This window comes from Bradyrhizobium sp. CCBAU 51765 (assembly GCF_015291725.1).
GTDB classification, from domain to species: Bacteria; Pseudomonadota; Alphaproteobacteria; order Rhizobiales; family Xanthobacteraceae; genus Bradyrhizobium; species Bradyrhizobium liaoningense.
Window position 1 is genome coordinate 2,271,269 of record NZ_CP030038.1, and the last position, 18,035, is coordinate 2,289,303.

An 18,035-nucleotide genomic window follows, 5' to 3' on the forward strand; every position below is an offset into this window, starting at 1 on the left:
CAGGGGCATGATGTCATGATCGCCGCGGACCGGTACGGTGGGCGAAGCGTGGCCACTATTGCCACTATTGTTCATGCGAAAAGGATGGCGGGCACGGCGCTCTCGCGCCTTTGCCTATCCTGAACCTCACGGCCCGCTGTAGACTCACCTCAATACCCGCGAGCCCACCAGTAGCAGAAGCGCTCGACATTGGCCGGAAGCGTGGACTCGTAGTTCGACCACTTCTCGTATTTCGGCAGCTTCACCTCCTTCATCGCGACGTCGAAGCACTTGCCGGCGTCCGCGGCCTTCTTCACCTCGGCGGAGAGGTCCTCCATGTAGGCGATGTCGTCCTCGACGTCCTTCTTGGTGCCGAGGCGACCGCCGGCATAGGGATGGCCGGGGATCATCCGCTCCCAGTCGAGCGACGCCAGCTTCTTCAGCGAGGCGATATATTCCAGCGGCGAAGCGTTGTCGGGGATGTTGCGGAACTGGACCTGCTCGATCGGGGCGAAATCGACCACGAAGACGAGCTTTTCCTTCGGCAGCCGCATCACCAGCGAATTGTCGGAATGATTGCGGCCGACATAGTTCAGCTCCAGCGTGGTGCCGCCGAGCGTGATGCTCTTCCTGTCATCCACCACCTGATCCGGCATCACGACGTCCGCAAGCAGAGACTTCTGCTTCTTCAGCTCGAGCAGGCGTTCCTTGGTCTTGCGGTGCGCGATGAAAGTCGCGCCGAGATCCTTGAAGGGCTGGCCTCCGGCAATGTGATCGTAGTGATGGTGGCTGTAGATGACGTATTTGATCGGCTTATCGGTGACCGCCTTGATCGCGTCGATATAGGGTTTTGCGGGACGCAAATAGGAGATCGGATCAGTCGCGATCACGCCCTGCGGGGTCACCACGAACATCGCCTGATGGCCGCCATAGCGGAAGATGTAGACGTTGTCGGTGCCGTCGACCTTCCTGGTGGACGTCTGCGGCGGGGTCTGCGCGAATGCCGATCCGGTGACGAGGGCGGCGAGAACAGCGATGCAAAATGATGCTTTCATCTCTGGCTTTCCGGAAATGAACGAGGGCGACAGAGGCGGATATTCTCTTCGATACAAACGCTGCGATCAGGGATTTATTCCACCGCTTCACGGGGCCAATCGGGCGCGGGAACAGCGCGGAACGCGCCTTCAAATGTGATTTCGAGGCCTTTGATCCCGCTTGACAGTTTTGTGTCGCAGGAGGACCATGCCGAGGGTCGCAAACAAGCGACACGCAACGTCCACCTCATGAGCAAGGGGAGGTCTATGACGCCACCTCCGCAAATCCAGCCGCGTTAATTGCGATGGAGCTCGTTCGGACTATCGCATAGCGGCAGAAACCGCGAACGGCACGCCGGGACAAGGTTTAGCGGGCTGCATCAGTGAGGCAAAGCCCCTACCTTCCCGGCGCTGTATTTTGCATCACATCGATCGCGTCTGACGGCCATGACCAGGCCGCCGCGATGGGCATCCATGACATTCTGCTGTCCGCCGTCCTCCTCCTCGCCGTCGTTCCGCAATGACGGGAGAGGTCTTTGCGCGTACGGGGATTGAAGGCGTTTCGCCGACGCCGGCTCCTGATCTTGCATTGCGGCAAATGCCAAGAGAATGTCGCCTCAAAGGCCAACTTCCGACACAGGGCCGGGGCGAATAGCGGCAATCCGACATGATGCATGTGCTTCGTCGGTGACGGTCCCGACGCCGCTGGCGCATTCATATTTCCAGGGAATCCTCGTGTCGCATAAGCTGGCCGCGGCGCTCCTCGCCGCTCTCTTCCTCACGATTCCATATTCCTCCGGCGCCCGTGCCGAGCCGTCTCCGCCGCCGGCAAACAGCGCTGCCGCACTTTCGCCCGACGAGGCGAAGCGCGCGCTGGAAACCCTTCAGGACGACAAGAAGCGCGCGCAGATGATCGACACGCTCCGCGTGATCGCCAACGCGTCCGGTCCGCAGCAACCCGCGCCCGAGCCGAAATCGCCGATCCCGCTCTCGGCCGACGGCCTCGGTGCGCAGCTCCTGCTCACGGTGTCGGAGGAGATCGGCGAGATCTCCGGTGAGATCGCCAGCATGGCGCGGACGCTCACGCACTTTCCGGCGTTCTATTACTGGATCATGCGGACCGCGAACGATCCCGCGGCCTACAATCTCCTGATCGAGATCGCCTGGAAGCTTGCGCTGGTGTTCGGTTCTGCCTTCTGCGCGGAATGGGTGATCTTCCGCCTGATCCGGCGCCCGGCCGCGTTCCTGGAAGCACGCGTGCCGCAAACGGCACGTCTGCCAGTGCAGGTCCTGCCGATCGCCGATCCGCCGTCATCGGTCGCGGATGTCACCCCGCAGCCGGAACTGCACAAGCGCCGTCACAGCCTCGCGCGGATCTGGCAATTGTTGTTGCGGCTGCCTTTCGTGCTGGGTCGCATCGTGCTCGAACTGCTTCCCGTGATCGTCTTCGTGGGCGTTGCTACGGCACTGCTCGGGACCGAGATCGGCGAGCCCACCACCGTCCGCCTCGTGATCCTCGCAGTCGTCAACGCCTATGCGTTCTCGCGCGGGCTCATCTGCATGGTCCGGGCACTGGTGGGGCCATTCGGCCTGTTCCCGGTGCGCGCCGAGACCGCCGCCTATATCGAGATCTGGGCGCGCCGCATCGTCGGCGTCGGCGTCTCCGGCATCGCCTTCGCCAACGTGGCGCTGCTGCTCGGCCTGCATCGCGCCGGCTACGCCGCACTGCTGCGCATGGTGATGCTGGTCGTGCACCTCTTCATCGTCGTCATCATCCTGCAATGCCGCCGCCAGGTCGCCGACGCCATCCGCGCGCCGGCCGAGCGGCAGGGGATTGCGGCCCGTTTGCGCAACCGCATCGCCGGGGGCTGGCACTATCCTGCCATCGCGCTCGATCTCGCGTTGTGGGCGGTTTGGGCGCTCAACATCCGCAACGGCTATTCGCTGCTGCTGCAATATTTCGTCGGCACGGCCGTGGTGGCGCTGGTCACGCGCGTCGTCATCATGGTGACGCTGAGCCTGATCGACCGCGGCTTCCGCATCAAGCCTGAGATCCTCCAGCGCTTTCCGGGCCTCGAGATCCGCGCCAACCGCTATCTGCCGCTGCTGCGCAGGATCGTGTCCGGCGTGATCGCCTTCATCGGGTTCGTCGCGGTGCTCGAAGTCTGGGGCGTCGACGCCATCGTCTGGTTCTATGGCGGCCAGATCGGCAGCCGGCTGATCTCGGCCGTGGTGACGATCGGCCTTGCCGTGTTCATCGCAGCCGCGATCTGGGAAGCCAGCAACGCGCTGCTGGACCGCCAGATCAATGCGCTGTCCCGGGACGGCCATTATGCCCGCGCCGCGCGTTTGCGCACCTTCCAGCCGATGCTGCGCACGGCGCTGCTCTGCCTGATCGCCACGGTGGTCGGCCTCACGGCGCTCAGCGAGATCGGCGTCAATGTCGCGCCGCTGCTCGCGGGTGCCGGCATCGTCGGCATCGCGATCGGTTTCGGTTCGCAAAAGCTGGTGCAGGATCTCATCACCGGCCTGTTCCTGCTGCTGGAAAACACGGTCCAGGTCGGTGACAATGTCAGCGTCTCGGGGCTCTCGGGCGTGGTCGAGAATGTCTCGATCCGCACCATTCGCCTGCGCGCCGGCGACGGCGCCGTCCACATCGTGCCCTTCAGCGCGGTCACGACCATCACCAATGCCAGCCGCGGCGCCGGCAACGCCTCGGTCAGCGTCAACGTCGCCTACAAGGAGGACACCGACCGTGCCGGCCAGATCCTCAAGGACATCGTCGACGAGATGCGCCGCGAGCCTGAATTCCGTGCGTTGATACGCGGCGACCTCGAGCTCTGGGGCATCGACAAGGTCGACGGTGCGATGGTGTCGATCGTCGGCCAGATCCGCTGCACCGAGGCCGGGCGCTGGCCGGTCCAGCGCGAATTCAACCGGCGCATGAAGCTGCGCTTCCAGCAGAACGGTATCGAGGTCGCATCCGCCACCCAGACCATTTTGATGCACATCGCGCCACCGGCGGATAGCGCCGCCAGTCTGACGCCGCGGCGGGCAGCTGGATAAGCTGTCCCCAAGATTTCCGGCCTGCCTCGCTTGATTCGGCAGCGTTCAGTCTGCATCCGAGCGCGCGACCATGGCCGCTTTCATGAGGCCGAGACGGTGAAATGGTAGCCTCTCGTTGTGACGGCCGACATCAAGCCGGAGTAGCGCGTTAACCCTTTTTCTCGCGTGCAGACTGCCAGGCGTTCGCGAAAAGCTCGCTGCGGTGCGAGATCACAATGCCCCCGTCTCTCCGTCCTTGATCTGGATGGAGCGCTGGCCGACAATGTCCGCGGTTCAATGAGAAGCTCCTTGGGGGAATTCGTGAATAGACCTGCCCGGGTCGTTGCCCAATCGACGTCGTCCAATTCGCAGCAAGGCATGACGCTGCTGCGCGATCCCTTGCTCAACAAGGGGACTGCCTTCACGGAAGCGGAGCGCGAGACGCTCGGCCTGCGCGGCCTCCTGCCGCCTTGCGTGCTGACGATGGAGACGCAGGCCCAGCGTGTGCTCACCCATCTGCGCACGCTGCCGACGGATCTGGAAAAATACGTCGCCCTGAACGCGCTGCATGACCGCAACGAGGCGCTGTTCTTCCGCGTCGTCGTCGACAATATCGACGAAATCCAGCCGATCATCTACACGCCTACGGTCGGGCTCGCCTGCCAGAAATACGGCCTGATCTTCCAGCGGCCGCGCGGCATGTTCATCTCCTCGCGCGATCGCGGCCAGATCGCGGAGATCCTGAAAAACTGGCCCTATCCGGCCAGGCTGATCGTCGTCACCGACGGCGAGCGCATCCTCGGCCTCGGCGATCTCGGCGCCAACGGCATGGGCATTCCGGTCGGCAAGCTCTCGCTCTATTCGGCCTGCGCCGGCGTGCATCCAGAGTTGTGCCTGCCCATCGTGCTCGACGTCGGCACGAACAATGAGGAGCTGTTGAACGATCCCTATTATATCGGCCTGCGCGAGCGGCGGCTGACCGGCGAAGCCTATGACAGCTTCGTCGACGAGTTCATGCAGGCTGCGCGAAAGACGTTCCCGGGCGTGCTGATCCAGTTCGAGGATTTCGCCAATCACTCCGCCTTCAAGCTGCTGCACAAGTACCGGGATGAAGCCTGCGTCTTCAACGACGACATCCAGGGCACCGCGGCGGTGGCGCTCGCCGGCCTGTTCTCAGGCTTGCGCATTTCCGGCGGCAAGCTCAGGGATCAGCGCATCCTGTTCCTCGGCGCGGGCGAGGCCGCAACCGGCATCGCCGATCTCGTGGTGTCCGCCATGATCGCCGAGGGTGCCACCGAGGCCGAGGCGCTCCGCCGCAACTGGCTGGTGGATTCCCGCGGTCTCGTCGTCGGCGGCCGCGAGGGCCTCTCCGGTCACAAGCTCCGCTATGCCCACACCGACCAGGCGCCGATCGCCGATTTCCTCACCGCGATCAAGACGCTGAAGCCGACGGCAATCATCGGCGTTGCCGCGGTTGGCGGCGCGTTCACACCCGACGTGCTCAGGACGATGGCCGAGCTCAACGAGCGGCCGATCGTGTTCGCATTATCCAACCCGACGTCGAAGGCCGAGTGCTCGGCGGAGGATGCCTATCGCTACACCGAGGGCCGCGCGCTGTTCGCCTGCGGCAGCCCGCACGACCCGGTGAAGCTCAACGGCCGCAGCTTCGTGCCGCGCCAGGGAAACAATTCCTACATCTTCCCCGGCGTCGGCCTCGGCGTCATAGCCAGCGGCTCGCGCCTGGTCACCGACGAGATGTTCATGGCGGCGGCCCATACGCTTGCCGATTGCGTCGGCAAGGAGGACCTCGCGCAAGGCAGTCTCTATCCGGCACTGCCGCGCATCCGCGAAGTTTCGGTCCGCATCGCTGCGGCCGTTGCCGACGTCGCCTATCAGCGCGGACTCGCGGACGGACCTGCGCCGAATGATGTGAAGGCTTTGGTCCAGTCGCAGATGTACGAGCCGAAATACTGAGGCACCACGCCGACAGTTGATCGGCGCCGGAACGCAATCCAGTCGGGCGCTCGCCAGGTTTCTGGCGTAGCGCCCGATTTTCGTTACCCCTGCGCTGGCCAAAGCGCGATGAAATGAGGATTGATCGCTGCGACGACGGCGGTGAGCCCCCTCTCCAGCTTGCGGGAGAGGTGACCGAGGCCGGTCCGGGCAAGGATTCAACCAAAGCCCGCCACGCTCATCTGGGGCCGTCTATGCCGATTCAGAACACGCACTGTGGTGGAATCGTCACAGCCGGTCGTGAAACGGCCGCGGCCCCAGAGCCGCTTTTGTTCCGACAAGGTTCTGCCCTCATTGCCGACCGAAAATCCGGCCGTTCGGAGGGCGTACCATGTCTCGCATTGCACGTGCCGAAACTGCCCGGATTTCCTTCGCAACCTCGTGCCGGCCGCTGCTCGCGGTCGTCGCCGCAGCATCGCTCGCCGCCTGCGCGCAAGCGCCGGTGGGCCGCCAGAAGGCCGATCTCGCCGCTACCAGCCGGCATGCCGCGGTGGAGCGGCCGCAAAGGGTGGCGGCGCTGCATCCACGCACGATCAGGCGGGCGCGTGCCCCGGACCGTGATGCCAAGCAGACCCCCTCGCACGGCGTCGCCAGCTTCTATTCGGATACGGAAACCGCGAGCGGCGAGAAGTTCGACAAGAACGAGTTGACTGCGGCGCATCCGACCCTGCCGTTCGGCACCAAGCTGCGGGTCACCGATACCTCTTCCGGCCGCTTCGTCACCGTCAGGGTCAACGATCGCGGACCCTATGTTCGCGGGCGCGTGGTCGACATCACCCCTTCTGCAGCCGAGGCGCTCGGCATGGTCGACAAGGGCATCACCAATGTCAGGCTGGAGGTCGTGCAATAGGGCACGACTCGGCAAGACCAATGCGGCGCGCTTAACCGGCTGTTAGCTGCTTCTCGATCACCATGGCTGCCCACACAATTCGGGGCATTCGGGGAGGCGGCGCTTGAACACGATCAAGTATCTCGAAGATCAGGCTGCGCGCGCCGAGCGGCTCGCCAAACGGATCACGGATACGCTGACGATCGAAAAGCTCCTGACCTTCGCCGGCGAGCGCCGCCGCGAGATCGAGGTCATCGCCGGCAAGCACCGCGGCACGCGTTCCCCGTAAACCATGCCTTGAGCGCAACGGGCTTTAGCGGTGGCTCTCGACGAAGTCGCTGAGATAGTCGGGCAGCATCACGCCATCGATGTCGCAGCGCGCCTTTATCTCGCAGGCGACATCGGCCGAGATGTCCTTCATCCAATGCTCGAGCGTGTTGAACGAGATCACCTTGACGGGGTCGTTGAAGCAGCCGGCGACGAGCTCGTCGATCGTGGTTTCGAGATCGCTCCGCTCAATGCGGATTTCGGTCGACCGGTCGAGGCGATCGATCACCACGAAGAGAGTCTGGTCTGCGCCATAGGGCACGGCAGGTGAAGGTATGCCAGCTTCAAGCATCTGAGGCGCTCACGCCTTGGCTTCCGATCGCTGACAACGGAGAGGACCGGACGAAGGTTCCTCCGCGCGTGCTTGCAAGCTGCCGTCAGAGAAACTCCCTCAGCCGCGACAGCTCGATGACGTGCTCGGGCGAGAGGGTCTCGGTCACGAGTGGCGGCTGCGGCGCCGTCCGGATCTCATAGAGATGCCGGGTCGCTGCCGGTTTCTCCATGAAGGCCGAGATGCACTCGTCGAGGGTACCTTCGCTGATCTGGTATGATTCCCGGTCCGGCCGGCGCTGGTTTGCAAGCGACGGCCATTTGTGCAGCACCGCAAGCGCACCAAAATCGACCTTTGAACCCGCGACCGCATCCCCCATCGTCTGGCCTCACGCAAGAAGCCCCCAGCACGCCGATTTGCGTGCCGGGGCTCACACCTATCGCTGCATCTCAATGCCGCAAGCGCCTCAACGCGGCAGCCGGGAAAAGGTTCCCGCCGTCTCGTCGCGATCAGCTCGCCGCAGCCGCGATCTTGAGGCTGGGCCGACCGCTGCTGTGCTCGTCGCCGCGGCTGACCTCCGGCGGAAGCCCGGCAAAGCGGCGCAAGGCTTCGGCCATCCGCACCCGGCCCGGCACTCCGGTGATCACCACATCGACCATGGTGAAGGACGAGTGGAAATGACCGCGGGCCTGAAGCTGCTCGACCAGGACGCCGGCTGCGGCCATTGCCTCGGCATAGGCGACGCCCTCGTCGCGCAACGGATCGAACTCGCAGGTGACGACGAAGGCCGGCGGCAGCCTTTCGACCTTGCCGCGCAGCGGCGAGACGCGCGGATCGGTACGGTCGGCCGGCGAGCAGTAGAGGTCCCAGAACCAGTACATCAGCGAAAGCGTCAGGAAATAGCCCGTCGCATTGTCGTTGTAGGACGGGCGATCGAAGGTGCAGTCCGTGACCGGGCATATCAGGAGCTGGCCCGCGATTTCGGGCCCGCCACGATCGCGCGCGAGCTGGCAGGTGACGGCTGCGATGTTGCCGCCGGCGCTCCAGCCCGCGACCAGCACCGGGCCCGGTTTGCCGCCGAGCTCGCCGGCGTGCTCGGCGATCCAGCGCGTCGCCGCATAGCCGTCTTCCGCCGCGGTCGGGAAGCGATGCTCCGGCGCATGGCGATAGCCGACGCTGACGAACATCATGCCGGTCCGGCGCACCATGTCGCGACAGAACGGCTCGTCCGACTGCTCGTCGCCGAGCACCCAGCCGCCGCCGTGGAAATAGACCACGACCGGATGCGGCCCGGGCGTTGCCGGCTTGTAGACGCGATAGGGCAGCGGACCGTCGGCGCCGGGCAGGGTGCCGTCGACGATCTCGCCGATCGGCCGTCCGGCCGGGCGGCTCTTGTTGAACTCGTTGACGAAGGCGCGCGCCCCGATCGCGCCCATCGACTCGATCGGCGGCAGGTTGAGCGATGCGAGCAGGTTCAGCACCAGCCGCACGTCCGGCTGCAGGCGTACCACCTCGCCGTCATTGCACTGCGCAGCAACGTAGGGTCCGGTGAGCCTGAAGCCGAGCATGCCGCGGCTGACCACCTCGTCGCAGATGCTGCGATAGGGGCCGACGCCGCCGGTATAGGGCATCAGCCCCTGGACCTTGCCGGGTACGTTGGCGCCCGTGTACCAGGTATTGGCGAGCCGGTGCAGCGTCAGCGTCGAACAGTCCGCCATGTGCCGGCCCCAGCCGGCCTGCGCAGTTTCTGTCGGCTCGATCGTGGTGAAGCCGGCCTCGCGCAGCGCGGCAAGGCGATCGACGACCCAGTCGACATGCTGCTCGATCGACACCGCCATGTTCGACAGCACCGACGGGCTGCCGGGGCCGGTGATCATGAAGAAGTTCGGGAAGCCCGCGACCGTGAGGCCGAGATAGGTCTCCGGTCCCTTCGCCCAGACGTCGGAGAGCGACTTGCCGCCGCGCCCGGTGATCGGGTGCACGGCGCGGATCGCGCCGGTCATCGCGTCGAAACCGGTCGCGAACACGATGACGTCGAGGTCGATGCTGCGCCTGGCCGTCGTGATGCCGCCTGCCGTGATCGCCTTGATCGGCTCCTGGCGCAGATTGACCAGCGTGACGTTCGGCCGGTTGTAGGTGGCGTAGTAGTTGGTGTCGAGACAGGGGCGCTTCGCCCCGAAGGGATGATCGTCCGGCATCAGCGCCGCGGCGGTTTGCGGGTCCTTCACGGCGGCTGCGATCTTCTCGCGGATGAGATCGCAGATCAGCTTGTTGCCTTCGAGGTCGACCGCCTGGTCGGCCCACAACTGCGTCAGGATGTAGACGAGATCGCCCTTGCCCCAGGCTTCCTCGAACCGCGCGCGGCGCTCGGCGTCGGTGAGCTGCCAGCTCACGACCGTCTGCTGCGGATAGGGCACACCGGCCATCGACTGGCGCGCCTGCTCGCGATAGGCGGCGCGATCGCCCTGCAGCAGGCTCATGCGGTCCGACGGCGCCGGGCCGTTATGCGCGGGCAACGCGAAATTCGGCGTGCGCTGGAACACGGTGAGATGTGCGGCCTGCTCGGCGATCAGCGGGATCGACTGGATCGCCGACGAGCCCGTGCCGATCACGGCGACGCGTTTTCCCGCGAGGTTGACGCCGTCATGCGGCCAGCGGCCGGTGAAATAGACCTCGCCCTTGAAGTCCTTGACGCCGTCGATCTCCGGCGGCTTCGGCGCGGAGAGGCAGCCGGTCGCCATGATGTAATGGCGGCAGGAGACCGGTGCGCCATTGTCGGTCGTAAGCTGCCAGCGCTCGGACGCATCGTCCCATCTGGCTTCGGTGACCTTGGTCTTGAAACGGATGTCGCGCCTGAGACCGTAGCGATCGGCGACGAAACCGAGATAGCGCAGGATCTCGGGCTGGGTCGCGTATTTCTCCGACCAGGTCCAGGCCGACTCGAGTTCCGGATCGAAGGTGTAGCTGTAGTCGATGGTCTGGATGTCGCAGCGCGCGCCTGGATAACGGTTCCAGTACCAGGTGCCGCCGACATCGCCGGCCTCATCGAGGGCGACCGTGGAGAAGCCGGCTTTGCGCAGGCGGTGCAAGAGATAGAGGCCGGCAAATCCGGCGCCGACCACGGCGACGTCGACCTGCTGAGCGGTTCCGCGCTCATCGGAGACACGTGTGGCAACCATTGCGTCAGGCATGGCATTCCTCCCGTATGTTTTGTTTTGCCGGCAGGCTATCGCCGCAGGTTCAGCTTGTCATCAGAGCAAGTGCAATCCCCGGTGGTTGTTTGCGGCGCATCGCGACCGCGCGAATGTTTGCGGCACCACACGCATCGCGATGCACAATGGCCGTGATAGCCCGGGGTAATCAGAGCGCATCCTTCTGTGTATGCTTGCGCTTACAAGCCACGCGTACCGGCCGGGCGTCATGACAGAGTTGAGTGAGCGAACCAAAGCGAACATGGACGTCGTTCTCGAGCAGACATGCCGCCAATTGCCGCATGGCGGCGATCATGACAGCCGCAGGTTCATCGCCGAGCGCCTGATCGAGGCGGCGGAGTCCGGCCACTGCACGCTCGGCGAGCTTGGCATCGTCGCGCGGCGCGCGCTGGCGGAGTTGACGGGCAAAGGCGGCTAGGCGCGGGCGCGAGGCTTGCCTCGCTGACGGCCCTGGACATAACCTGCCCGGGATCCTTCATCGAGATCTTCGAAGATGCGGTCTTTGCTTGCACTCGTTGCGGCTTGCGCAGTCCTGTGTTGCGCACGATCGGCTGAGGCTCAGCCGGTCGGACAGTTTCCATTCGCGTTGACGCGTGAAGGACAGATGCTCGGCGCCGTGGAAGGCGAGGTGGCGTCCTTCAAGGGGCTGGCTTACGCGGCGCCGCCGGTCGGCGCGCTGCGCTGGCGCGCGCCGCAGCCGACGACCGAAAGCTCGGAGATGCGCACCGCCTACGACTATGGTGCGCCGTGCCTTCAACCGTCGCTGCAGGATGCGAGCGAGGATTGCCTGACGCTGAACGTGTTCCGTCCCTTCGGGGTCGACGGTTCATTGCCGGTGATGGTGTTCATCCATGGCGGCGGCTTCGTCTCGGGCACGGCGAACGATCCGCTGTTCGACGGCGCCAGGCTGGCGCAGGCGGGCCTCATCGTGGTTACCGTGAATTATCGCCTCGGCGCGCTCGGCTGGATCGTTCATGCCGCGCTTTCGGACAGCGGCGGAAATTACGGCCTGATGGACCAGATCGCCGCGCTGCATTGGGTGCACGACAACATCGCGGCCTTCGGCGGCGATCCTGATAACGTCACCTTGCTTGGCAGCGATGCAGGCGCGACGTCGGTCGCGCTCCTGATGCTGTCTGCGCAATCACGCGACCTCTTCCAGAAAGCCATTCTGCAATCGGTGCCCGCTCGTGCGCGCCTGCGCTCAGTGCAAGAGGCAGAGGCCATCGGCCGGCAGTTCGTGGCCGCGCTTGGGGCAGATTTGCGCGCAGCCGAGCCGCGGCGCGTGCTGGCCGCCGAACGGCAATTGCTGGAGAAGTCGCCGCGCAGCTTCGCGCCGACGATGGATGGGCGTCTGGTGACCGAGGATCTCGCCCCGGGCTTTACGGCCGGACGTCAAAGCCGCATTCCCCTGATCATCGGCTCGAACGACGACGAGACGGGCTTGGACGATGAGATCGACATCAAGAAGGCGCTTGCGTCGTCCGGCATTCCCAGCGACGAACTGCGCAAGCTCTATCCGGACCTCGCCAGAAACTCGGATCTCGCGGCAAGGTTCTACACCGACAAGGTCTTCTCGGAGCCGGCGCGATTGCTGGCTCGCCTGCACGTCGCAAGTGGTGCGCCGACGTTTCGCTATCGCTTCGCCTATGTGCCGGAGGCCCGGCGCGCGAATCCGGAAGCTGGCCACGGGCGGGAGTTGCAGTTCATCTTCGGTGCGGAAGGCGTGCCCGGCGCCGGAATCTTGTCGCGAGGTGATCGCGGGCTCGCGAGCCGCATGCGCGCCTATTGGATCAATTTCGCGAGAAGCGGCGATCCCAACGGTCCCGACCTGCCACGCTGGGACACGGCCAGTGGCGATCGCCTGCTGCTGATCACGAACGACCGGATCGCGAGCGGCGACGATCCGCTGGCGGAGCGTCTCGACAGGCTCGCAGGTGAGGGCAGCAAATGAGTTGGAGTTACGCGGCGAGCTCGACGCGCGGCGCCGGGCTCAGCCGGTCTTCCTCCAGATAGTCCATCGCGCCGTCCTTCTCGACGGCGTAGAACTGCTGGCCTTCCCGCGACTTGAAGGCGGCACGGACGACACCGCGGCGGCCCTTGTCACTGTTGACGACGTCCCCCAGCGCAAACTTCCTCATCTCACGTCTCACTTGTCTTGAGGCCGACTCCTTCGGCCACACCGATTCTGAGCGGCAAATCGTTAACGACTTGCTAACCATGCGGGTTTGCCTATGCTCGCCCTTGATCGCGCGGCTATGCACGCGCATGTTGCGAACCAGACGAGCCGGCATCCATGACTCGATTTCCGACGTTCTTCCTGTCCCACGGCGGCGGCCCCTGGCCGTTTATGGAGGACAGGCGGGTGCAATATGCGAAAACTGCGCAGGAATTCGGTCGTCTGCCGCAGTTGCTGCCGGAGCGGCCGAAGGCCGTGCTCGTCATCACCGGACATTGGGAAGCCGACGCCTTCACGGTGTCGACCTCGCCGCATCCGCCGATGGTGTACGATTATTACGGTTTCCCCGAGCATACCTACCACCTCAAATATCCGGCGCCGGGCAAGCCCGAGCTTGCCGCGCAAGTGAAGGCGCTGCTCACGCATGCCGGCCTCGATTGCCGGGAGGACCCCAACCAGGGTTTCGATCACGGCACGTTCGTTCCGCTCGGGCTGATGTATCCGAACGCCGACATGCCGATCGTGCTGCTGTCGCTGAAATCGAGCTACGATGCGGCCGAGCACATCAAGGTGGGACAGGCGATCGCTCCGCTGCGCGATACCGGCATCCTAATCGTCGGCAGCGGGCTCACCTATCACAACATGCGCGGCTTCAACCGGCCGGAGTCCAAGCCGGTCTCCTACGACTTCGAGGCCTATCTGAACGAGGCGATCAGCAATCCGGATGCGGCGCGCCGCAACGCGATGCTGGTCGACTGGGAGAATGCACCGAGCGCGCGCCTCGCGCATCCGCGCGAGGATCATCTGCTGCCGCTGATGGTGGCGGCCGGTGCTGCCGGCAGCGACGTCGGACGCCGCGTCTTCGTCGACGAGGTCGCGAACGTGGCGATGGCGTCGTATGTGTTCGGGTGATGATCTCTTCTCCCTCTCCCCGCACGCGGGAGGGGGCTATCGCATATGACTTCTTGCGGCGGCCTGCGCGCACGCCTCGTCCTTCGAGACGGCGCTGACGCGCCTCCTCAGGATGAGGCTGGTCAGCGTCAGTGCCCGTTGAAATTGCAGCCACACGCTCCGTCCTCCTCCTGAGGAGCCCGCCTAAAGCGGGCGTCTCGAAGGATGGCCGGAGAGAAAAGCTCTCATATGCGATAGCCCTGCCGCAGGCGGGGAGAGGCGAAGTAACTTCACCCGTATTTCAGCTTCATGAACAGGATGCCGCCGGCGAGCAGCATGGTGACCGCGTTGGCGGCGACCAGGGGGGCATCGCCGGAGAGCAGGCCGTAGACGAGCCAGAGCGCCAGGCCCAGCACCATGACCAGGAACATGCCGAGCGAGATGTCGCGCGCCGAGCGGGTCTTCCAGACCTTGATGAACTGCGGCGCGTAGGCGACGGTGGTACAGGTTGCGGCGGCAAAGCCGAGCAGCTTGATCGCGAAGGGGTCCATGCCCGGCTCTATAGCATGGATTCGGCCATGCCTCACGCGCGGGCCGCCAGGAGGCGGCGATAGAGCGTGGCATAGTCGCCGGCGCGATTGCGCCAGGAGACGTCGGTCGCAAGCCCGCTTCGTTGCAGCCGGCGCCAGGTCAGCTTGTCGTGGAAGACGGTGTTGGCCTTGCGCAGCGTGCCGGCGAGGGCGTCCGCCGTCACGGGGCCGAACTTGAATCCCGTGGCATCGTGGCCGGACGCATCGGCCTCGCTGATGTCGACGATGGTGTCCTCGAGGCCGCCGACGCGGGAGACGATCGGCACGGCGCCATAGCGCAGCGCGCAGAGCTGGGTCAGGCCGCACGGCTCGAACCGCGAAGGAACGACGAGGGCGTCCGAACCGGCCTGGATCAGATGCGCCAAAATCTCGTCATACCCGATCGCGACGCCGATCCGGCCGGGATTGGCGCGGGCCTCAGCCTGATAGCGATCCTGCAGATCGCGGTCGCCGCTGCCGAGCAGCGCGAGCTGCATGCCCTCCCGCAAGATGGTCGGAATGGCCTCGAGCAGGAGATCGAGCCCCTTCTGCCACGACAGGCGGCTGATGACGCCGAGCAGCGGCGCCTCGTCCGAGGAATCGAGGTTGAACTGCTGCTGCAGCACCGCCTTGTTCGCGGCCCGGAATGTCAGGTCCTCCGCGCCGAAGCGGTAGGCGATGTGCGGATCGGTTTGCGGATTCCAGACCTCGGTGTCGATACCGTTGAGGATGCCGCTCAGCACGCTGGATCGTTCACGAAGCAGACCGCCGAGCCCCATGCCGCCTTCGTCGCTCTGGATTTCCTTCGCGTAGGTCGGCGATACCGTGGTGATGCGATCGGCGAAGCGCAGGCCCGCCTTCAAGAAGCTGATGCCGCCGAAATATTCCAGCTCGTTGGCGTTGAAGGAGTGCCAGGGCAGGCCGATTGATCCGATCAGCTCGGCAGCGAACTTGCCCTGATAGGCCATGTTGTGGATGGTCATCACGGTGCCGGGCCGCGGACGATCGTCGTAGTGCAGATAGGCCGGCGCCAGCCCGGCCTGCCAGTCATGGGCGTGCACGACATCGGGCACGAACGCCGGAACGAGGCCGTGGCCGATATCGGCGGCGACGCGCGACAGCGCCGCGAAGCGCACACCGTTGTCGGGCCAGTCGATGCCCTCGGGGGTGACATAGGGGTTGCCCGGCCGGGCATAGAGATGCGGCACGTCGAGCACGAACAGATCGAGCCCGTCATATGAGCCCGCGAGCAGCCGGCCGGGGCCGCCGAAATAATCCGGCCAGCTCCGGAGTTCCTCCGCACCCGAGATCAGGCGCATCACGTCGGGGTAGCCGGGCATCAAGGTGCGCATCTCGACGCCATGTGCCTTGAGCGCAACCGGCAGCGCGCCGGCGACATCCGCAAGGCCACCGGTCTTGACGAGGGGATAGACTTCAGAGGCGACCGCGATGACGCGAACAGGCGTCATGTATTGAGCCTGTCGATCATCGGCTGGGTGATCAGCGAGATGCCCTGCTCGGTGGTGCGGAAGCGCTTTCCGTCGAGCTCGGGATCCTCGCCGACGACGAGGCCTTCCGGAATCTCGACGCCGCGGTCGATGACGACGTTCCTCAAGTGGGCACCGCGACCGACATTCACATAGGGCATGATCACGGCGTTCTCGACATTGGCATAGGAGTTGATGCGCACGCCGGTGAACAGCAGCGAGCGCCGCAGCGAGGCGCCGGAGATGATGCAGCCGCCGGAGACCAGCGAGCTCACCGCCTGACCGCGCCGGCTCTCCTCGTCGTGAACGAATTTCGCGGGCGGCGTGATCTCGGCATAGGACCAGATCGGCCAGGCGCGGTCGAACAGGTCGAGCTCGGGCACGACGTCGGTGAGGTCGATATTGGCCGCCCAATAGGCATCGACCGTGCCGACGTCGCGCCAATAGGCGCGCTCGTCGCTGCCGGAGCGGACGCATGACGTCGAGAACTGGTGCGCGATGGCGCGGCCGTTCTTGACGATGTAGGGAATGATGTCCTTACCGAAATCGTGGTTCGAGTTCGGATCCTCGGCGTCGCGCTTGAGCTGGTCGAACAGGAATTTTGCGTCAAACACGTAGATGCCCATGCTGGCGAGCGAGACGTCAGGCTTGCCCGGCATCGGCGGCGGATCTTTCGGCTTCTCCAGGAATTGCTGGATCCAGCCGTTCTCGTCGACATGCATGATGCCGAAGCCCGAGGATTCCGTCCGCGGCATCTCCAGGCAGCCGACGGTGACGTCGGCGCCGCTCTCGACGTGCTGACGCAGCATCAGCTCGTAGTCCATCTTATAGATGTGATCGCCGGCCAGCACCACGATGAAGCGGCAGGCGTGAGATTCGATGATGTCGATGTTCTGGTACACCGCGTCCGCCGTGCCGACATACCACATGGTCTCGGAGACGCGCTGGCTGGCGGGAAGGATATCGAAACTCTCGTTGCGCTCGGGGCGGAAGAAGTTCCAGCCCATCTGGAGATGCCGGATCAGGCTGTGAGCCTTGTATTGCGTCGCGACCGCGATGCGGCGGATGCCCGAGTTCACCGCGTTCGACAGCGCGAAATCGATGATGCGGGACTTGCCGCCGAAATAAACCGCGGGCTTGGCACGCCGGTCGGTCAGCTCCAGGAGCCGGCTGCCGCGCCCGCCAGCCAGGACGAACGCCAGCGCCTGACGGGCAAGCGGCTCGGGTCTCGCGGCACTCATGTCATCCTCCCACAACTCTGGCGCTCGCGAGAAGCCTCCCGGCCGCGCACATTGGAACCGATAGTAATGGCACGAATAGTAAATCGTGAAGGTGGTTGTTGGTTGCGAATGCGCGGGAAGCTTAATGCTTTCCGGGTGTTCGCGCCTCAGGCGCCGTCGCGCCGGTGTCACACGCGGCGAGGTCGCCGAGCTGGGCACCGGTTGATCAGAACGGAGGCATGCGTCTTGTGCGGTGCACGCAAATTCCAGGCTTTGAAATTCCAGGCTTTGACTTGGCGCAAGGATGCCCGATCATGACGCTGCGATCCTTCTCCAAGCGAAAGGTCAGACAGGGAGTAAGACGATGAGTATCTGGAAGACGGCAATTGCCTGCTCGTTGGCCGGCGTGGTCATGGCAGGCCAAATCGGGCAGGCCACGGCGGGCCCGATGCCGACCAACGTTGCGACGATGAAGGCTGCGGCCGGCGACGATGTCACGCAGGTGCATTGGCGCGGCGGCGGCTGGGGATTTGCCCTTGGTGGTCTCGCCGCCGGCGCGATCATCGGCGGCGCCATCGCCAGCGGCGCGCCTTACGGCTATGGCTATTATGGCGGCCCCTATTATGGCGGCTACGGATATCCGGGCTACGGCTATGGTTATGCTCCCGCGTATTACGGCTATGGCTACAGACCGGTCTATGCCTATCCGCGATACTATCGGCCCTATCGTCCGTATTACGGCTATGGCTATTACCGGCCGTACCGGGTCTATCACCGTCCCTACTACCGCGGCTATTGGTGAGACCGCGCGGCTAGAATGAGAGCCACACGATCAAGCTCATGCATGCAACATGCATGAGCACGATCGCGGCGAGGTGCAATGGGCCGGGCTTGAGGCGAAGCGCGCGCATTCGGCCGGCCTTTGCCTTGTTGGATTTGCCTGTAGCCGTGAACATGGTGCGCTCCCTCCCCCGCTTGC

Annotated in this window: 16 protein-coding genes; 8 read left to right on the forward strand and 8 right to left on the reverse strand. The window is 64.8% G+C overall.

All coding sequences use genetic code 11. From position 1 onward, the window contains the following. Positions 1 to 149: 149 nt before the first annotated feature. Entirely contained in the window at positions 150 to 1,034 is an 885-nt protein-coding gene (locus XH96_RS10725) for an MBL fold metallo-hydrolase (protein WP_194392462.1), read from the reverse strand. Between the two features lie 714 nt (positions 1,035 to 1,748). Between XH96_RS10725 and XH96_RS10730 the strand changes: the two genes are divergently transcribed. The 4 genes from XH96_RS10730 to XH96_RS10745 all read left to right on the forward strand — a co-directional run bounded on the left by XH96_RS10730 (position 1,749) and on the right by XH96_RS10745 (position 7,189). Beyond that, complete coding sequence (locus tag XH96_RS10730) at positions 1,749 to 4,079, forward strand: mechanosensitive ion channel domain-containing protein (protein WP_194392463.1); 2,331 nt, start codon at positions 1,749 to 1,751, stop codon at positions 4,077 to 4,079. 357 nt (positions 4,080 to 4,436) lie between these two features. After that, positions 4,437 to 6,032 (forward strand): NAD-dependent malic enzyme, encoded by a 1,596-nt coding sequence (locus XH96_RS10735; protein WP_246790161.1) that lies wholly within the window; start codon positions 4,437 to 4,439, stop codon positions 6,030 to 6,032. A 370-nt stretch (positions 6,033 to 6,402) separates the two neighbouring features. Then, positions 6,403 to 6,921 carry a septal ring lytic transglycosylase RlpA family protein gene (locus XH96_RS10740; RefSeq protein WP_194392465.1) on the forward strand — a complete coding sequence of 173 codons (519 nt, stop codon included), beginning with the start codon at positions 6,403 to 6,405 and terminating at the stop codon, positions 6,919 to 6,921. A 103-nt stretch (positions 6,922 to 7,024) separates the two neighbouring features. Then, a complete protein-coding gene (locus tag XH96_RS10745; protein WP_194392466.1) occupies positions 7,025 to 7,189 on the forward strand; it encodes a hypothetical protein in 165 nt (54 codons plus the stop codon). A 24-nt stretch (positions 7,190 to 7,213) separates the two neighbouring features. Here XH96_RS10745 and XH96_RS10750 read toward each other — a convergent pair whose 3' ends face one another. The 3 genes from XH96_RS10750 to XH96_RS10760 form a co-directional block, all read right to left on the reverse strand. Next, a complete protein-coding gene (locus XH96_RS10750; RefSeq protein WP_194392467.1) occupies positions 7,214 to 7,519 on the reverse strand; it encodes a hypothetical protein in 306 nt (101 codons plus the stop codon). An 85-nt stretch (positions 7,520 to 7,604) separates the two neighbouring features. Then, on the reverse strand, positions 7,605 to 7,877 hold the full coding sequence (locus XH96_RS10755) for a hypothetical protein (RefSeq protein ID WP_194392468.1): 273 nt from the start codon (positions 7,875 to 7,877) through the stop codon (positions 7,605 to 7,607). A gap of 130 nt (positions 7,878 to 8,007) precedes the next feature. Then, on the reverse strand, positions 8,008 to 10,689 hold the full coding sequence (locus XH96_RS10760; protein ID WP_194392469.1) for an alpha/beta hydrolase fold domain-containing protein: 2,682 nt from the start codon (positions 10,687 to 10,689) through the stop codon (positions 8,008 to 8,010). A gap of 190 nt (positions 10,690 to 10,879) precedes the next feature. Between XH96_RS10760 and XH96_RS10765 the strand changes: the two genes are divergently transcribed. Both XH96_RS10765 and XH96_RS10770 read left to right on the forward strand, forming a co-directional pair. Next, on the forward strand, positions 10,880 to 11,128 hold the full coding sequence (locus XH96_RS10765; protein WP_194392470.1) for a hypothetical protein: 249 nt from the start codon (positions 10,880 to 10,882) through the stop codon (positions 11,126 to 11,128). A 75-nt stretch (positions 11,129 to 11,203) separates the two neighbouring features. Next, complete coding sequence (locus tag XH96_RS10770; protein WP_194392471.1) at positions 11,204 to 12,664, forward strand: carboxylesterase/lipase family protein; 1,461 nt, start codon at positions 11,204 to 11,206, stop codon at positions 12,662 to 12,664. Between the two features lie 7 nt (positions 12,665 to 12,671). On the opposite strand, the gene XH96_RS10775 is transcribed toward XH96_RS10770, so the two are convergent. Further along, a complete protein-coding gene (locus tag XH96_RS10775) occupies positions 12,672 to 12,851 on the reverse strand; it encodes a hypothetical protein (RefSeq protein WP_027547875.1) in 180 nt (59 codons plus the stop codon). A 155-nt stretch (positions 12,852 to 13,006) separates the two neighbouring features. Here XH96_RS10775 and XH96_RS10780 point away from each other — a divergent pair, with 155 nt between their 5' ends. Beyond that, complete coding sequence (locus tag XH96_RS10780) at positions 13,007 to 13,801, forward strand: class III extradiol ring-cleavage dioxygenase (protein ID WP_194392472.1); 795 nt, start codon at positions 13,007 to 13,009, stop codon at positions 13,799 to 13,801. A 269-nt stretch (positions 13,802 to 14,070) separates the two neighbouring features. Here the strand turns inward: XH96_RS10780 and XH96_RS10785 are convergent, their stop codons facing one another. Genes XH96_RS10785 through glgC form a run of 3 tightly spaced genes read right to left on the reverse strand, consistent with a single transcriptional unit; the run spans position 14,071 to position 17,077 of the window. Further along, the gene (locus XH96_RS10785; RefSeq protein WP_024339661.1) at positions 14,071 to 14,331 is read right to left on the reverse strand and encodes a SemiSWEET transporter; all 261 of its coding nucleotides are present in this window, start codon (positions 14,329 to 14,331) and stop codon (positions 14,071 to 14,073) included. Between the two features lie 32 nt (positions 14,332 to 14,363). Then, positions 14,364 to 15,818, reverse strand: a complete 1,455-nt coding sequence (glgA, locus tag XH96_RS10790; RefSeq protein ID WP_194392473.1) for a glycogen synthase GlgA — start codon at positions 15,816 to 15,818, stop codon at positions 14,364 to 14,366. After that, on the reverse strand, positions 15,815 to 17,077 hold the full coding sequence (glgC, locus tag XH96_RS10795) for a glucose-1-phosphate adenylyltransferase (RefSeq protein ID WP_194392474.1): 1,263 nt from the start codon (positions 17,075 to 17,077) through the stop codon (positions 15,815 to 15,817). Before glgC ends, glgA begins: the two co-directional genes overlap by 4 nt. A 343-nt stretch (positions 17,078 to 17,420) precedes the next feature. On the opposite strand from glgC, the gene XH96_RS10800 reads away from it, so the two are divergent. After that, positions 17,421 to 17,858, forward strand: a complete 438-nt coding sequence (locus tag XH96_RS10800; RefSeq protein ID WP_194392475.1) for a hypothetical protein — start codon at positions 17,421 to 17,423, stop codon at positions 17,856 to 17,858. The last annotated feature ends 177 nt before the right edge of the window (positions 17,859 to 18,035 follow it).

Coding starts and splice junctions, on each gene's coding strand:
- XH96_RS10750 (WP_194392467.1), bottom strand. CDS start 7,519: ATGCTTGAAGCTGGCATACCTTCACCTGCCGTGCCCTATGGCGCAGAC.
- XH96_RS10735 (WP_246790161.1), top strand. CDS start 4,437: ATGACGCTGCTGCGCGATCCCTTGCTCAACAAGGGGACTGCCTTCACG.
- glgC (WP_194392474.1), bottom strand. CDS start 17,077: ATGAGTGCCGCGAGACCCGAGCCGCTTGCCCGTCAGGCGCTGGCGTTC.
- XH96_RS10760 (WP_194392469.1), bottom strand. CDS start 10,689: ATGCCTGACGCAATGGTTGCCACACGTGTCTCCGATGAGCGCGGAACC.
- XH96_RS10755 (WP_194392468.1), bottom strand. CDS start 7,877: ATGGGGGATGCGGTCGCGGGTTCAAAGGTCGATTTTGGTGCGCTTGCG.
- XH96_RS10785 (WP_024339661.1), bottom strand. CDS start 14,331: ATGGACCCCTTCGCGATCAAGCTGCTCGGCTTTGCCGCCGCAACCTGT.
- XH96_RS10725 (WP_194392462.1), bottom strand. CDS start 1,034: ATGAAAGCATCATTTTGCATCGCTGTTCTCGCCGCCCTCGTCACCGGA.
- XH96_RS10775 (WP_027547875.1), bottom strand. CDS start 12,851: ATGAGGAAGTTTGCGCTGGGGGACGTCGTCAACAGTGACAAGGGCCGC.
- XH96_RS10800 (WP_194392475.1), top strand. CDS start 17,421: ATGAGTATCTGGAAGACGGCAATTGCCTGCTCGTTGGCCGGCGTGGTC.
- XH96_RS10740 (WP_194392465.1), top strand. CDS start 6,403: ATGTCTCGCATTGCACGTGCCGAAACTGCCCGGATTTCCTTCGCAACC.
- XH96_RS10765 (WP_194392470.1), top strand. CDS start 10,880: ATGCTTGCGCTTACAAGCCACGCGTACCGGCCGGGCGTCATGACAGAG.
- XH96_RS10780 (WP_194392472.1), top strand. CDS start 13,007: ATGACTCGATTTCCGACGTTCTTCCTGTCCCACGGCGGCGGCCCCTGG.
- glgA (WP_194392473.1), bottom strand. CDS start 15,818: ATGACGCCTGTTCGCGTCATCGCGGTCGCCTCTGAAGTCTATCCCCTC.
- XH96_RS10770 (WP_194392471.1), top strand. CDS start 11,204: ATGCGGTCTTTGCTTGCACTCGTTGCGGCTTGCGCAGTCCTGTGTTGC.